Origin of the sequence: Anoxybacillus sp. P3H1B (genome assembly GCF_001560855.1) — a bacterium.
Taxonomy (GTDB): Bacteria; Bacillota; Bacilli; order Bacillales; family Anoxybacillaceae; genus Anoxybacteroides; species Anoxybacteroides rupiense.
Genome location: NZ_LPUG01000019.1, coordinates 102,979 through 118,809 on the forward strand (window position 1 = coordinate 102,979; position 15,831 = coordinate 118,809).

Annotated in this window: 15 protein-coding genes; 12 read left to right on the forward strand and 3 right to left on the reverse strand. The window is 43.1% G+C overall.

From position 1 onward, the window contains the following. Window positions 1-60 precede the first annotated feature (60 nt). The 10 genes from AT864_RS12395 to AT864_RS12440 all read left to right on the forward strand — a co-directional run bounded on the left by AT864_RS12395 (window position 61) and on the right by AT864_RS12440 (window position 11,438). Window positions 61-429 (forward strand): PilZ domain-containing protein, encoded by a 369-nt coding sequence (locus AT864_RS12395; protein WP_044742143.1) that lies wholly within the window; start codon window positions 61-63, stop codon window positions 427-429. A 344-nt stretch (window positions 430-773) separates the two neighbouring features. Continuing rightward, entirely contained in the window at window positions 774-1,274 is a 501-nt protein-coding gene (locus tag AT864_RS12400) for a PTS glucose transporter subunit IIA (RefSeq protein WP_044742142.1), read from the forward strand. Between the two features lie 528 nt (window positions 1,275-1,802). Further along, window positions 1,803-2,288, forward strand: coding sequence for a PTS glucose transporter subunit IIA (locus AT864_RS12405; protein WP_044742141.1), 486 nt, complete (start codon window positions 1,803-1,805; stop codon window positions 2,286-2,288). A 34-nt stretch (window positions 2,289-2,322) separates the two neighbouring features. Continuing rightward, entirely contained in the window at window positions 2,323-3,738 is a 1,416-nt protein-coding gene (treP, locus tag AT864_RS12410) for a PTS system trehalose-specific EIIBC component (protein WP_066149284.1), read from the forward strand. 117 nt (window positions 3,739-3,855) lie between these two features. Further along, window positions 3,856-5,541 (forward strand): alpha,alpha-phosphotrehalase, encoded by a 1,686-nt coding sequence (gene treC / locus AT864_RS12415; RefSeq protein ID WP_066149286.1) that lies wholly within the window; start codon window positions 3,856-3,858, stop codon window positions 5,539-5,541. Window positions 5,542-5,564: 23 nt separating this feature from the next. Then, on the forward strand, window positions 5,565-6,299 hold the full coding sequence (gene treR / locus AT864_RS12420; RefSeq protein ID WP_044742150.1) for a trehalose operon repressor: 735 nt from the start codon (window positions 5,565-5,567) through the stop codon (window positions 6,297-6,299). 122 nt (window positions 6,300-6,421) lie between these two features. Continuing rightward, on the forward strand, window positions 6,422-7,831 hold the full coding sequence (locus tag AT864_RS12425) for a Na+/H+ antiporter NhaC family protein (protein WP_066149287.1): 1,410 nt from the start codon (window positions 6,422-6,424) through the stop codon (window positions 7,829-7,831). 277 nt (window positions 7,832-8,108) lie between these two features. Continuing rightward, a complete protein-coding gene (locus tag AT864_RS12430) occupies window positions 8,109-8,540 on the forward strand; it encodes a thioesterase family protein (protein WP_044742138.1) in 432 nt (143 codons plus the stop codon). A 95-nt stretch (window positions 8,541-8,635) separates the two neighbouring features. After that, a complete protein-coding gene (locus AT864_RS12435; RefSeq protein ID WP_066149289.1) occupies window positions 8,636-10,135 on the forward strand; it encodes an aminotransferase class V-fold PLP-dependent enzyme in 1,500 nt (499 codons plus the stop codon). Between the two features lie 139 nt (window positions 10,136-10,274). After that, window positions 10,275-11,438 carry an acyl-CoA dehydrogenase family protein gene (locus AT864_RS12440; RefSeq protein WP_066149291.1) on the forward strand — a complete coding sequence of 388 codons (1,164 nt, stop codon included), beginning with the start codon at window positions 10,275-10,277 and terminating at the stop codon, window positions 11,436-11,438. 160 nt (window positions 11,439-11,598) lie between these two features. Here the strand turns inward: AT864_RS12440 and speE are convergent, their stop codons facing one another. The 3 genes from speE to AT864_RS12450 all read right to left on the reverse strand — a co-directional run bounded on the left by speE (window position 11,599) and on the right by AT864_RS12450 (window position 13,371). Next, entirely contained in the window at window positions 11,599-12,468 is an 870-nt protein-coding gene (speE, locus tag AT864_RS12445; RefSeq protein ID WP_066149293.1) for a polyamine aminopropyltransferase, read from the reverse strand. A gap of 96 nt (window positions 12,469-12,564) precedes the next feature. Continuing rightward, window positions 12,565-12,714, reverse strand: a complete 150-nt coding sequence (locus AT864_RS17945; protein WP_156450534.1) for a hypothetical protein — start codon at window positions 12,712-12,714, stop codon at window positions 12,565-12,567. A gap of 216 nt (window positions 12,715-12,930) precedes the next feature. Then, the gene (locus AT864_RS12450) at window positions 12,931-13,371 is read right to left on the reverse strand and encodes an Rrf2 family transcriptional regulator (protein ID WP_066149295.1); all 441 of its coding nucleotides are present in this window, start codon (window positions 13,369-13,371) and stop codon (window positions 12,931-12,933) included. Window positions 13,372-13,556: 185 nt separating this feature from the next. On the opposite strand from AT864_RS12450, the gene hmpA reads away from it, so the two are divergent. After that, window positions 13,557-14,795, forward strand: a complete 1,239-nt coding sequence (gene hmpA / locus AT864_RS12455) for an NO-inducible flavohemoprotein (protein ID WP_066149297.1) — start codon at window positions 13,557-13,559, stop codon at window positions 14,793-14,795. A gap of 77 nt (window positions 14,796-14,872) precedes the next feature. Next, window positions 14,873-15,823, forward strand: coding sequence for a peptide-methionine (S)-S-oxide reductase MsrA (gene msrA / locus AT864_RS12460; protein ID WP_066149299.1), 951 nt, complete (start codon window positions 14,873-14,875; stop codon window positions 15,821-15,823). The last annotated feature ends 8 nt before the right edge of the window (window positions 15,824-15,831 follow it).

Consider the following 15,831-nt stretch of genomic DNA (forward strand, 5'->3'; position numbering starts at 1 on the left):
AGATAGCTAGAAATGGACATGGAATCGATAGACGAAGGATGAGCGGGAGGGGGAACGACGATGCGATTTAAGCGAAACGAAGCCTTTCGCTATCAATTCGGACAGCCGCTTTTGGGCACATTCCGCATCGCTTATATTGATGGAAAAGAGATGGACAGCGAAAAAGGAGCTGTTGAAATTTACGATATCAGTCCAAAGGGGATGAAGATCCGCACGGTATTTGACATTCCTCCGCGCCCGCGGGATGTCTGTATTCAAGTGACATTTATGCTTAACGATGTCGAATTCAATTTATTAGGAATCATCGTGTGGCAAAAGAGGGACTTTAGAGGTTACTTTTATGGATTGCAGCTGCACCTGTCACATGAACAGGAGGAAATCATGATTCGCGAACTTAAGCGATATGTGACACTTCGCCAGAGCGATTAGCAATCAATAGGCGTGTGCCCCCCATCCTCATGTTAGGAGGGGGGATTTTAATGTCAAGGATAAGGCAGACTGTCCAACTTTTTGGCGAAAATAAAAAATAGAAAGGCTCTTAGAAAGCCCGCGAGACATCGTGCCGCAACATGGGCCAATCGCTTTATTAGTGTGTACACGGCTTTATCATCATCAACAGCAAGTCTTTTTGTGGCTTGCTTTTTTTGTTTTTTCGTTTTTCGTTCCGAATAAAAATAGGATTGACTGCCTTGTATATACAGGTTAAAATGATGCCTAAAGAAAGTGCATGTATATACATGTCTATTTTTATATGAATGAAAGGGTGAACCATAATGATACCTTGGCAAGAGGAAGAGATTATTTTCGCACCATTGAATGGTCGGATTATACCGCTGGAAGAGGTACCGAATCCCACGTTTTCGCATAAATTTTTAGGAGACGGCATCGCGATTATGCCAAACGATGGACAAGTCGTTGCTCCAGTGGATGGCAGAGTGGCTAATATTTTTCGTTCCAAACATGCCATTGGAATTTTATCGAACAAAGGAGTAGAGATTTTGATTCATGTAGGGCTGGAGACGGTGCTGTTGAACGGAGAAGGCTTCACCGTCCATGTTAAAAGGGGAGAAATGGTGAAAAGAGGGGATTTGCTGCTATCATTTCATTTAAAAACGATCAAAAAAAGAGCGGCTAGCCTTCTAACGCCAGTTATTATCACCAATCATGAGCAGGCGGAGATTACGAAAATTGCTTCACGGCCAACATGCGTCGCAGGACAAAGCGCGCTGCTGCGGGTAATGGTCACAAGAACATGTCTGTTTCGTGTGAAATAAATAAGGAGGGATTTTTGTTGCTTGTTCAGTCTGAATATTTGCACTTTTGTAAAAAATATATGGATGTAGGTTGAGTTTCTTGGATCCCCCTCACTAAATCGCTCTATTCTATCGATTTTGTTATTCGAACGATGTGAGAATGAGAGAGTACATAAACGTCTCTTTAAAGATGAAACGAATGATCTCTGGATATGGGCGGTTGGAAAAGGTTCAATGATTTGCTTTTTTATCATGTATGCATGATAAAGACTTGAATCATATTCTTTTTTCTGCTCCTGTAAGGGCTTTAAGAAGAAGCGATTGGTTATTCAACCGTCCGGCCGCCGAAAATGAATCCGAACTTGATGTCTATAAGCACCTTTATCTTAAAAAATACTCTATGCCTTGCGCAGATGAATCATATCGTGAAAAGAGAACGAACATGATGATATACAGGCGATTTTTTTATTGACGAACTTGTATATACAGATTAAAATAAAAACATCTTGTATATACAAGTTTTGAAAGCGGTTAAAAGGAGAGTTCATGATGTTAAAAAAATGGTTTCGCAAAAAAGAAGAAACGCTCGTAGCGCCTTTAACTGGAAAAATAGTCGAGATCGAACAAGTTCCTGACCCAACGTTTTCCCAAAAGCTTATGGGGGATGGAGTAGCGATTGATCCTGCAGAGGGGATTGTCGTTTCGCCGGTTAATGGGGAAGTGATTCAATTTTTCCATACAAAGCATGCGATTGGCATTCGTTCAGATGCAGGGCTGGAGCTATTAATCCACGTTGGCTTAGACACCGTCATGATGAATGGGGAAGGGTTTGTTGGACATGTGAAAGTCGGCGACAAAGTCAAGGCAGGCGACCGCTTATTGACGTTTGACCTGGAGTTGGTTAAGGAAAAGGCGGCAAGCACGATCACACCGATTGTCATTACCAATATGGATGCTATTCAATCACTTGAAAAGAAGCCGCTTGAAAACGTGCAGGCAGGAACGGATTGGTTACTATTTGTCGTAGCAAAGTAGCATTTATTTTGTAAACGGTTACGGAGGGATCATCATGAGCATCAGCAAACAATCAGTCGAAAAGATTGTAGAGTCTGTTGGAGGAAAAGAGAATATTGTGGCGGCAACACATTGTGTCACCCGCTTAAGATTTGCATTAAAGGATGAGAGCAAAGTAGATAAAGAGACTTTAGAAAGTATTGATCTCGTCAAAGGTTCCTTTTCCGCAAACGGCCAGTTTCAAGTCGTAATTGGACAAGGGCTCGTTGATAAAGTGTACAACGAAATGGTGGAGTTGACGGGTATTGGCCGCGCGACAAAGCAAGAGATTAAAGATGCAGCGGAAGCGAAGCTAAACCCGCTTCAGCGCGCGATTAAAACATTAGCGGATATCTTTATTCCGATTTTGCCGGCGATTGTAACAGCGGGTTTATTGATGGGGATTAATAACATTCTAACAGGCCAAGGGATTTTTTACGAAAATAAATCGTTTGTGGAAGTGCATAAAGAGTGGGCCGATTTTGCTAGCATCATTAACTTAATTGCCAACACGGCGTTCGTCTTTCTACCAGGTTTAATCGGCTGGTCAGCGGTAACGAAATTTGGCGGCAGTCCATTGCTCGGTATTGTGCTTGGCTTAATGCTCGTTCATCCAGATTTGTTAAACGCATGGGGATGGGGAGCAGCGAAAGAAGAAGGAAAAATTCCTGTATGGAATCTGTTTGGATTGGATGTTCAAAAGGTAGGATACCAAGGGCAAGTATTGCCTGTATTAGTGGCATCGTACGTGCTGGCGAAAACAGAACTGTTTTTGCGCAAACGAATTCCTGATGCGTTTCAATTGTTGCTAGTTGCTCCGCTTTCGTTGCTTTTTACCGGCTTTTTAGCGTTTATCGCGATCGGGCCGATTACATTTGCCATCGGCAACGGAATTACGAGTGTATTTGTTTCCGTGTTTCATAATGTTCCTGCGATTGGCGGGCTTCTATATGGAGCGTTATATGCCCCTCTTGTGGTCACGGGGATGCATCATACGTTCTTGCCGGTTGATTTGCAGCTGATCACCAACACGGGCGGAACATTTTTATGGCCGATTCTTGCTCTTTCGAATATCGCTCAAGGTTCAGCAGCGTTAGCGATGATGTTTTTAGCAAAAGATGAGAAACTGAAAGGGTTATCATTCACATCTGCTGTTTCAGCTTATTTAGGAATCACGGAACCGGCCATGTTTGGAGTGAATTTACGCTTCCGTTATCCATTTATTTCAGCGATGATTGGAGCCGCGGTTGGCGGAATGTTCATCACGCTCAATAAAGTGATCGCAGCTTCCATCGGCGTGGGCGGTCTTCCTGGTTTCTTATCAATCGTTCCGCAAAAATGGGCGCCGTTTTTCATTGGAATGGCGATCGCGATTGTGCTGCCATTTGTTCTAACGTTTGTGTTGGGAAAAATTCACAAAGACTATAATTAATAGAACTATGTTCTAAATAATCAATATAAATAACTAAAGATTCATACCATTGGTGAATGACCGCCAATGGTATCGTTTTTCCCGATAGTCGCAAAATTATAAACGAGGTGATATTCATTGAAGCAACCATGGTGGAAAAAATCCGTTGTTTATCAAATTTATCCGAAGAGCTTTAAAGATACGACGGGAAATGGAATAGGAGATTTGCAAGGGATTATCGAAAAATTAGACTATTTAAAGACATTAGGGATTGACGTCATTTGGCTGACGCCTATTTATGCTTCGCCACAGCGAGATAACGGCTATGATATTAGTGATTATTTTAGTGTCCATCAAGATTATGGAACAATGGCGGACTTCGAGCGTCTGCTTGCTGAAGCTCATCAACGCGGTATCAAAGTGATTATGGATATGGTCGTCAACCACACCTCAACCGATCATGAGTGGTTTCAGCAGGCGCGTTCGTCAAAAGAAAACCGCTACCGTCATTTTTATATTTGGAAGGATCCTAAACCAGACGGCAGCCCTCCAACAAACTGGACGTCCAAATTTGGCGGATCGGCTTGGGAGTATGATGAGAAAACGGGGCAATATTATCTGCACTTGTTTGACGTCACTCAGGCGGACTTGAATTGGGAAAATGAAGAACTGCGCAAAACGATTTATGAAATGATGCATTTTTGGTTTCAAAAGGGCGTCGACGGTTTTCGCTTGGATGTCATTAATTTGATTTCGAAAGATCAACGTTTTCTCGATGATGATGAATCCTTGTCGTTGGGGGACGGCCGCCGATTTTATACAGACGGTCCGCGCATTCATGAGTTTTTGCAGGAAATGAATCGGGAAGTGTTTGCAAAATATGATATTATGACGGTGGGGGAGATGTCATCGACCACCATTGATCATTGTATTCAATATACCAATCCAGCGCGAAACGAATTGAATATGACATTTAACTTTCACCATTTAAAGGTAGACTACCCAAATGGTGAGAAATGGGCGGCGGCTCCATTCGATTTTCTGGCTTTAAAACAAATTTTATCTACTTGGCAGGTGGAAATGAATAAAGGAGGAGGCTGGAATGCCCTCTTCTGGTGTAATCATGACCAGCCGAGAATCGTGTCGCGCTATGGTGATGATCAAGTCTATCATAAAGAATCAGCGAAGATGCTGGCGACCGTTATTCATATGATGCAAGGAACACCTTACATCTATCAAGGTGAAGAAATCGGCATGACCAACCCGAAGTTCGAGAGAATTGAAGAATACCGCGATGTGGAAACCTTAAATATGTATAAAATTTTACTGGAGCAAGGAAAAACAGAAGCAGAAGTACTTGAAATTTTAAAATGCAAATCGCGGGATAATTCACGGACACCGATGCAATGGGACGATAGTCCGCATGCGGGATTTACAACTGGAACTCCTTGGATTTCTGTCGCACCGAATTTTAAAGAAATTAATGTAAAAAATGCATTAGAGGATCCGACATCGATTTTCTATCATTACAAGCGTTTGATTGAATTGCGAAAAAACTATGAGATTATTACAACAGGAAACTATCAGTTATTGCTAGAGGATCATCCGCGAATTTTTGCTTATGCGCGCAATGGAAATGGCGAAAAGCTGCTGGTAGTAGCCAACTTTTTTGGCGGCCAAGCGACCTTTATTTTGCCAGACGAGTTGGATATAAGCGGATATACAAGCCGCATCTTGCTTTCCAACTATAATGACTCCTCTGAGCATGTACAAGAAATTATGTTGCGTCCATATGAGGCGATTGTGTATCATTTAACAAAATGATACAATACAATTCGGTGATGACCATGAAGGAAAATAAATTTTTAGCGATTTACAACGATCTTTTGCTTCAGATTCGCAAAGGCGCTTTTCAACCGAACGAAAAGCTGCCTTCTGAAAATGAACTGTCCCAGCAATATCGAACATCGCGCGAAACCATTCGCAAAGCGCTCAATCTTTTGTCAGAGCATGGCTATATTCAAAAAATAAAAGGAAAGGGGTCCATCGTATTAGATGTCGGGAAATATGACTTTCCTGTCTCTGGACTTGTCAGCTTTAAGGAATTGGCGCAAAAAATGAACAAGCCGGCAAGAACGATCGTACATGAACTGGAACTGATTGAGCCTGATGAATATATTAAACGGCAATTGGAAACCGAAAATAAGGAAAAAGTATGGAAAGTGATTCGTGCTCGGGAAATTGAAGGAGAGAAAATTATTTTAGACAAGGACTTTCTTTGCCAAAAATTTGTTCCAATATTGACTCGCGACATTTGTGAAAATTCAATTTATGAATATGTGGAAAACGAACTAAAGCTTCGCATTAGCTTTGCCAAAAAAGAAATGTTTGTTGACCGAGTGACAGCTGAGGATCAAAAATATTTGGATTTAAACGGCTATGAACATGTAGTCGTTGTGAAAAATTTTGTCTACTTAGAAGATGCGAGCTTATTTCAGTTTACTGAGTCAAGACATCGACTCGATAAATTTCGGTTTGTTGATTTTGCCCGGCGTACTCATCACCCGCACCTGCTTCCATAAGCACGTGCGTTTTTTTTCGGTAATACAATTTAATAAAACTATGTGCTAAATAATCAATAAATGGAGTAATAGTTTAAAGCATTTATGGCTATCCTTCTAACATAAGGATGGTGAATATCAAATTGGAAGGAACATGGGTTTCATTATTGCCGTTTCTCATTGTCATCCCGCTTGCTATTTGGCTTCGAGAAATTCTGCCGGGACTCGTTGCTGGTTTGTTGATCGGAGCATTTTTTCTAGAAAAACATTTCCTTTTAGCGATTGAGCAAGCCGTTCAGGCAACGCTGCAGGCAGCAACGGAAATGAGTCATATCCAGGTGCTTGCTTTTCTTTATTTATTTGGCGCCTTAGTCGGAATAATGCAGATTACCGGCGGAATGAAAGGATTTGTGCAATGGATCAGCAAAAAAATTCATTCTCGGCGCCGCTTGCTATGGTTTATTTGGCTTACCATTCCCTTTACGTTTTTTACACCGATGTTTCGTATCATGCTGATCGGTCCTGTTATGAAATCGTTGCTCGACAAGTTTCATATCGATAAACGAAAAATGGCGTATATGATTGATGTCTCGACGGAGCCTATCATTGTGTTGCTTCCAGCGGCAACGGCTTTTGTCGGTTTTATGACATCGGTTGTAGATGGGGCGCTTAAGCAAAACCAAATGGAAGAAAATGCGTTTTCTCTCTTTCTTGCGAGCTTGCCTTATAATTTTTTTGCCATTATTGCGCTATTGATCGGAGTGGTGACTACTTTTAAAAATATCGGCATCGGCCAAGAAGAAAAGGAAAAAGGAGACGAACAGAATTATTTCCATCGTCTCGGTCTGAAAAAAGAGCTCGCTTTAGTAGTGGGAGAGCCGCTGCACTTATTTTTTCCGCTTCTCCTTGTCCTTTCCTTCACGCTTTTTTTCTTTTGGTATGATGGCACAAAGCGGGGAGCTGACAACCTGATCGCCGCCTTTACCGCAGCGGACGCAACATTTGTGATGGTGGTGTCACTATTTGTGACCATTATTGTGACCATGTTATTTTATTTATTCCGCCGCCAAAAGCTGGATGAATTAATTTATCATCTTTTTGAGGGGGGAAATGAGCTAATGGCTCCGATCGGTATGCTTATTCTTGTATGGGCCCTGTCTGCTACGGCAGAGCAGTTGGGCTTTTCGCACTATATTGCTTCCACTTTTGGCGGAATGCTGCCAAAAGAAATGGTTCCGGCGATGATGTTCGCGCTTGGTTCGTTTATTTCTTATTTTATCGGCACATCTTGGGGAACATGGGGTCTGTTTATGCCGCTCGGTGTCACACTGGCCGCAGCGACGGGCGCTTCGCTTCCGATGACCGTAGGTGCTGTATTTGCTAGTGGCACATTCGGCGCTTTTGCTTCACCGCTGGGCGATACAACGATAACAACTTCTTCCATTATGGATTTGGATTTAATGGAATATGCCAAATATAAATTAAAAATTTCGCTTGTGTGTGGTGTTCTTTCATTACTCAGCTATTTGGCCGCCGCTTGGCTTTTGCCCTGATTAGCAGAATCAATCGCTCCATAAATAGATAGGAAAAGACGATTTTATTTTATAAAAATGCTTTCTATTTACTGATCTATTGTTCAAAAATGAAAACACAAGATCCATTCCCTTATGCTTCGGGGAATATAAAAGCTATCAGCTTATCCCTATATTCTTAAACGATGTTCTAAATAATCAAAAAATATTTTCAAACAATAATTGCCAAAGACAAAAATTTCCGCTATGATGAAGGAAAGCATATGGATAAGCCTTTATAGGGGAAAGGGGGAGAAAAATGGCTACGCATATTACTCATATCACCGTTCGTTTTGGAGAAACAGATGCGCTTGGCCATGTCAACAATACGAATTATTTTGTATATTTAGAGGAGGCGAGAATTCGCTTATTTGAGCAGCTCGGCTTTGGCTCTGCCGATCCTCATGAATGGAAGTTTATCGTCGCCTCTGCTAAATGCGATTTTATCAACCAAGCATATTTTGGCCAAACGCTCAAGGTGGAAACGAATGTATCCAAAATCGGAAATAAAAGTTTTACGCTTGTTCATCGCATTGTAGACGCGAACAATCAAACATTAATTGCGCTTGGAGAGGTAGTCGGTGTTTATTTTAATTTTGCGACGCAAAAAAGTGAGCCAATTCCAGAGGATTTGCGCAGCCGACTCGAGAAATATAGCGTGTCTGACATCGAAAACCACTTGAAATCATAACAAGCTGCCTAATTATTAGGCAGCTTGTTTTTATGAACCCCTTTTTCTGTTTATACATACTGTATCATAAACATAATGGAAGGGGGAGTATGCTTATGGAAATTAAGGCAGTGATTGGCAGTCAACGGTTTACTTCCCACGGAGAATTAGAAACTTACTTTCAGCCATTTCGTCAGGCGACGATCGGAGCGGATTTTTCCTTTGCCACTCCATTTGGTCAGCAGAGAATGATTTATGCCGATTGGACAGCAAGCGGCCGCTTATATGCGCCAATCGAACGTAAAATCATGGAGGAAATAGGCCCATATGTCGCCAATACCCACACAGAGTCGAATATTACAGGTACTAAAATGACCTTAGCATACCAGTACGCAAAAGATGTGATGAAAAGACATGTCAATGCGGGTCCCTATGATGTCCTTTTATTAGAAGGAGCAGGAACGACAAGCGCCGTGAACAAGCTTCAGCGCCTTCTCGGCTTGCGTATACCGGAGCAGTTTCGTCCCTATATCGAACTCCCCAAAAGTAAAGTACCTGTTATTTTTGTTACCCATATGGAGCATCACTCCAATTTGTTGTCGTGGATGGAGACAATTGGCGAAGTCATCACGATTCGCCCGACCGCCACAGGAGAGGTAGATGTCCATCATTTGCAAGCGCTATTACACCAATATAAGGACCGTTCTTTAAAAATTGGCGCTTTCACTGCATGCTCCAATGTGACCGGGCTGCAAACCCCTTATTACACCCTTGCCAAAATGATGCATGAGCATGGCGGGCTTTGCTTTGTTGATTTTGCCGCTTCAGCTCCATATGTCTCGATCAATATGCATCCCGATGATCCGCTGCAAAAATTAGACGCCATTTACTTTTCGCCCCATAAGTTTTTAGGCGGGCCCGGAAGCGCGGGGATATTAGTTTTTGATGGGCGCTTATATCAAAATCGCATTCCAGATCATCCGGGAGGAGGAACGGTGCTATGGACGAATCCATGGGGAAAATATCAATATGTGACAAATATTGAAGAGCGGGAGGATGGAGGCACCCCGCCGTTTTTGCAAGCGATTCGAGCGGCGCTAGCCATCAAATTGAAGGAAAAAATGGGGATAGAGGCAATCATAAAAAGAGAACAGGAGTTAATAAGACTGCTTTTGCCTTCATTAAAAACCATTCCTAGCGTGCATGTGCTGGAAGGAGAGCGGGAGGATCGGCTCGGGATCATTTCCTTTATTATCGAAGACTTGCATTATAATTTAGTTGTTAAACTTCTTAATGATTATTTCGGCATCCAAGCACGTGGAGGATGTTCATGTGCTGGGCCGTATGGCCATTATTTGCTTGGGATCGATCAAAAACAATCTGCAAGCATGGTCAAAAGCATGGAGGAGGGAAACTTGTTAGCCAAACCAGGATGGGTGCGCATCTCCTTGCATCCCATTATGACGAATCATGATATGTACCAAATCATTCGTGCGATTCGCTACATTGTACAGCATAAGAAAAGCTTGAAAACGGCATATGAATATAATGAAGCAAAAAATGAATTTTATCATCGTGAAGACGATCGTCATGTCCGCCATCTTTTTACTTTTTAGATGGATCGATTCTACAAACTTGAAGCTGGAATGAATAGAACTCTAGGCACATATTAATGGCATATGGTTTCCATTCCGATCGGAGAACAGGTACAATAAAACATAGAAACCTATATTTATTGAAGAAGGAGAAACGGAGATGAATCATCTATACCATTTATTTCTCCGCACCGAACGGGAACAAATGCTGTACGAACAGGCGCGGCAGCTATCCGAGCAGTTTCGGACGCGCGCAGCTTGGCATGATGAGCAGGCGGCGTTTCCCTTTGATAATTTTGCTGAGTTAAAAGAAGCTGGATTGCTTGCACTGACGGTACCGAAAAAATATGGCGGAGAAGGTAGTTCATTATACGAGTTTTTACTAGTACAAGAAATGCTGGCCCAAGGCGATGGGGCTACAGCATTGTCGCTTGGCTGGCACTTAGGCATTGTCATGAGTTTAGCTGAAGAAAATAGGTGGCCGCCATCGATCTTTGCTCGACTTTGTCAGGAAATTGTTGAAAAAAAGGTGTTGCTGAACAGTGCCCACTCAGAAGCGGCAACAGGAAGTCCGGCACGTGGCGGAAAACCGGAGACAACGGCTGAAAGACGAAAAGACGGCTGGCGGATTTCGGGACGGAAGACATTTACATCGCTGGCTCCTGCGCTCGATTATTTTATTGTCTCAGCCACCATCAAAGAGACGGGGGAAGTCGGTCATTTTCTCATTCCTAAGACGGCGTGTGGGCTTAAAATCGAAGAAACATGGAACACCCTTGGAATGCGGGGGACCAGAAGCGACGACTTAATTTTAGATCGTGTCGAGGTTGAAGAAGAAGTGCTTGTCGAGATTCTTCGTACACCGAAAACAAAAGCGAAAGCGCAAGGCTGGCTACTTCATATCCCGGCATGCTATTTAGGAATTGCGATAGCAGCTCGCAACGACGCCGTTGATTTTGCAAAAGCATACAAGCCTAATAGCCTTCCTCATCCGATTGCTGAAGTGCCGGAAGTGCAGCGGAAAATCGCTGAAATCGACCTTGAACTAATGACAGCGCGTCATTTTATGTATGCGGTCGCTGATAGGTGGGATCGCGATCCGGCCAAACGACCGGAGATGAAAGAGGAGCTGGCGGCTGTGAAATATGTGGCTACGAATGCGGCCGTTCGTATAGTCGATTGGTCGATGCGCATTGTCGGCGCTCAAAGCTTATTTGCAACGAATTCCTTACAGCGTTATTACCGCGATGTCCGTGCCGGCCTGCATAACCCGCCGGCTGATGATATCACCCTTTCCATGCTGGCAACACGTGCGCTGAAATAACGTGCGTAGGAAAAAGAAGAGAAATAGAAAAAACATGCTTGCTGCGGTACGGACACAGCAGAAAAACTAGCTTGCTACTAGTCAGAGAATAGTATAAAGACCGAGGTAACAAAACAAAAGCCGCCTTCCTACTATTTTAGGAAGGCGGCTTCTATTAAAATTAAAGTGCTTTTCGCATAAACTCAGGAAGCTGAAAGCATTGCTTTAGCACCGCTTCGTTTACATATTTTGTATCAGTTGGCACCGCGGCGCTTTCCGGAAGTGAAAGCGGAATGTTAGAGCCGATCGTAAAGCTCCATAGTCCGCCTGGATAGGTTGGCACTGTCGCTGTATACACAGCAGCGTGCGGAAATAACTGACGAATATTGGTGTGTGTTTGTTTTAAGATGTCTAAGTGGAAAATAGGTGATTGGCTTTGACAAACCATCAGCCCATCGTCTTTAAGAGCTTGACGGATGCTAGCGTAGAAATCGCGGGAAAATAGCGCCTCAGCCGGTCCTACTGGATCAGATGAATCAACGATAATGACATCATATTCTTTCGTGCGCTCTTTGACAAACGCAACTCCGTCCGTATAAATAAAGCGGACGCGCGGATCAGAAAGGTTTCCGGAAACAGCCGGCAGATGCTCCTTGCAGGACTGCACGACGACTTCATCAATTTCTACCATATCAATTTGCTCAAGCTGCTGATATTTGGCCGCTTCTTTTGCAGCGCCGCAGTCGCCGCCGCCGATAATCAGCACTTTTTTAGCAGCTGGATGAAGCTGTAGCGGAATATGGGAAATCATTTCATTGTAAATATGTCCGTCAATCGATGTCGTTTGTACAACACCATCAAGCACAAGCATTCGCCCAAAATCGTATGAGTCCAAAATCATGACGTGCTGAAAAGCCGATTGCTGAGAAAAAATCACTTCTTTTATGCGATAGCTGATTTTTAAATTTTCGCGATCATCCTCCGTAAGCCACAGCTCTTCATTTTCGACTTTTAAATAAGGCGGTAGTGAATCGTGTAGATGTTTCTTCATTGCAACCTCCTTCAAGCATATTCCGTTTTTTTCACACCTTTCTAATAGTAATACATTTTGCCTCATGTGACAAATATCAAAACATGAAATAAAGAGCTACTGTCCATGATCAGAGGAGTGCATGCCGCCTCCTGTCGAATCCGTTGATTGGTTTTGTTTCTGCTGCTTTTCTTGATCGCCGCTGCAGCTTGTAAGCATCGTTGCTGCAAGCAGTGTGATTAGCCATAGAGTCCCTTTTTTGTTCATCGTTCTCCTCCTTTTTTTCGATCCTCTATTTTATGTATGAGGCACGTATTTTTCATAGTATGTCGTAAATGCAACAAAAATATCAAAAGCCGTCTGTGCATAAGGACAGAACGGCTTATATGAATCGAGAGGAAAAATGAATTCAATGGAAGCGAAACTGGTTTTCGGTGCGGAAACATGCGAGAAGAGATGAAAGGCTAAGCTTTATGATTTGCATTACGGAAGCCGATGAAATATTTGATGGAGCTGTTGCTTATTGGCAAGGAGATCGGCTAATGTATAAGAATCCAGTACATGCAAAAACGCTTCTAATGCTTCGTGAAGAACGTGTTTTAGTTGGCAAGCAGGAGTAATGACACAATGATTGCCATGAGCCGCAAAACACTCGACGAGTGATAAATTATCCTCCGTTTGGCGAACAACCGCACCTAGCCGAATCTCCTCCGGTTTTTTGGCAAGGCGAATGCCTCCATTGCGCCCGCGAATGGTTTCAATCCATCCATGCTTTCCTAATTCGTATACAATTTTGCTTAAATGATGTTCAGAGATCGCGTAGGCTTCGGAAATTTCTTTAATATTCGTTTTATCCCCGGGTTCAAGTGTTCCCAAAAACAGCAGAACGCGCAGGGCATATTCCGTATAGTTGGTTAATTGCATAAGATTTCACACACCTTTAAATACTTTTCGTATTGTCATTTTACCATACTTGCTTTCTTTTTTTGAACGAAAGAAGAATATGAACATTTTGTTAAAGGTGTATTTGAAATATTGCTTTTATCTAAAATCCTATGGTTCAATAAAGATGTATATAAAATACATGTTTTTGCGGAGGGGAAAGAACGATGAATCAAACAGCTTCCTTACTAGATGAAAAAACAATCCGTATCATTCAATCAACCGTTCCAGTGTTGGAGAAATACGGAGAGCAAATTACGAAACGATTTTATCAGTTGATGTTCTCCAATCATCCAGAGCTATTAAACATCTTTAACCATGCTCATCAACAGCAAGGGCGTCAGCAAAAAGCGCTCGCTGCTTCTGTTTATGCGGCAGCCAAGCATATCGATCGATTAGAAGCCATCTTGCCAGTTGTCAAGCAAATTGGCCATAAACATCGCAGCTTAGGAGTAAAAAAAGAGCATTATCCGATTGTTGGGAAACATTTATTGCTGGCAATTAAAGATGTGTTAGGAGATGCTGCGACGGATGAGATCATCGAGGCGTGGAAAGAGGCTTATGGAGTGATCGCCAATGTTTTCGTTCAAGTGGAAGAGCAATTATATGATGAAGCGGCGATGAAAGCAGGGGGATGGAAGGATTTTCGAAGATTCGTCGTACAAAAGAAAGTCAAAGAAAGCTCATTGATTACCTCTTTCTATCTTGCACCGGAAGACGGCGGGGGCATTAGCGATTTTTTGCCGGGACAATATGTGAGCGTGAAAGTCCATATTCCTGGAGAAGAGTATACACATATTCGCCAATACAGTTTGTCTGACGCCCCAGGAACAGGATATTACCGCATTAGTGTCAAGAGGGAAGCAGGAACGGATGCTCAGCCGGCTGGCGTTGTGTCTCATTATTTGCATGATTCGGTGAAGGAAGGCGACGTGCTTGAGCTGAGCGCGCCAGCTGGCGATTTTACCCTTGATTTGACAAAAGAAACACCGGTTGTATTGATCAGCGGAGGTGTCGGCATGACCCCACTATTGAGCATGGCGAATACATTAGTAGCGAAACAGCCACAGCGATGTGTAACGTTCATTCATGCTGCTGTCAATGGCCGTGTTCACGCGTTTGATGCTCACCTTGCACGCCTAGCGAAGGAACATCCATCGTTTTCATATGGAGTTTGCTATCAAACGCCTGAAAATCATGATCGCGAAAATCCTTACTTTGTGAAGGAAGGATTCGTTGATTTGACACTGATCCAATCCATGGTTCCAGATTCTCATGCCGACTTTTATGTATGCGGACCCGTCCCATTTATGAAAACCGTCTATCATGCACTGAAACAATGGGGCATAGCAGATGATAGGATTCACTACGAATTTTTCGGTCCAGCCGGCGATTTAACAAAATAGCGTGACGTTTAAGGCAGCTTCTTTGTTTAAGGAAGCTGCCTATTTTGGTATGATAAAAATAAAGGAGGATGGTCCACATGGAATATGAGCTTGCTACATTTGCTGGCGGCTGCTTTTGGTGCATGGTGTCTCCGTTTGAGGAGCAGCCGGGGATTATGAAGGTCGTATCTGGATACACAGGCGGTCATAAAGAAAATCCTACATATGAAGAAGTGTGTACGCATACGACAGGGCATTACGAAGCTGTCCAAATTACATTTGATCCTGCTATTTTCCCTTATCAAAAACTGCTGGATATTTATTGGCAGCAAATCGACCCAACGGATGCTGGCGGGCAATTTCACGATCGAGGGGAATCCTACCGTACGGCCATTTTTTATCATAATGAGCAACAGCGTCAATTAGCCGAGCAATCCAAACGGGAGCTGGAAGCGAGCGGCCGGTTTTCGAAACCGATTGTGACGCAAATTTTGCCTGCTTCTATATTTTATCCGGCGGAAGATTACCATCAAAACTATCATAAAAAAAATCCGCTTCGTTATAAGCTTTATCGGGTCGGTTCCGGCCGAGATGCGTTTTTGAAAAAGCATTGGCGTGATGAAAAAAGAGAGGAAATGCTAAGAAAAAAACTGACGCCGCTTCAGTTTGAGGTGACACAGCGCAACGCGACAGAGCCTCCGTTTGATAATCCTTACTGGAATAACCAACGCGAAGGGATTTACGTCGATATCGTATCGGGAGAGCCGTTATTTAGCACGCTTGACCAATTTGATTCAGGTTGCGGGTGGCCAAGTTTTACGCAACCGCTTCGTCCGGAAAATATCCAAACGGAGCTAGATGTAAGCCACGGCATGATTCGGACCGAAGTGCGCAGCCGCGGAGCCGATTCGCATTTGGGGCATGTGTTTAATGACGGGCCGGCGCCAACTGGACTGCGCTATTGCATCAACTCAGCAGCACTGCGGTTTATTCCAAAAGAGGATTTGGAAAAAGAGGGCTATGGCGAATATGTATCGTTATTTCAGTAAAAACAGTT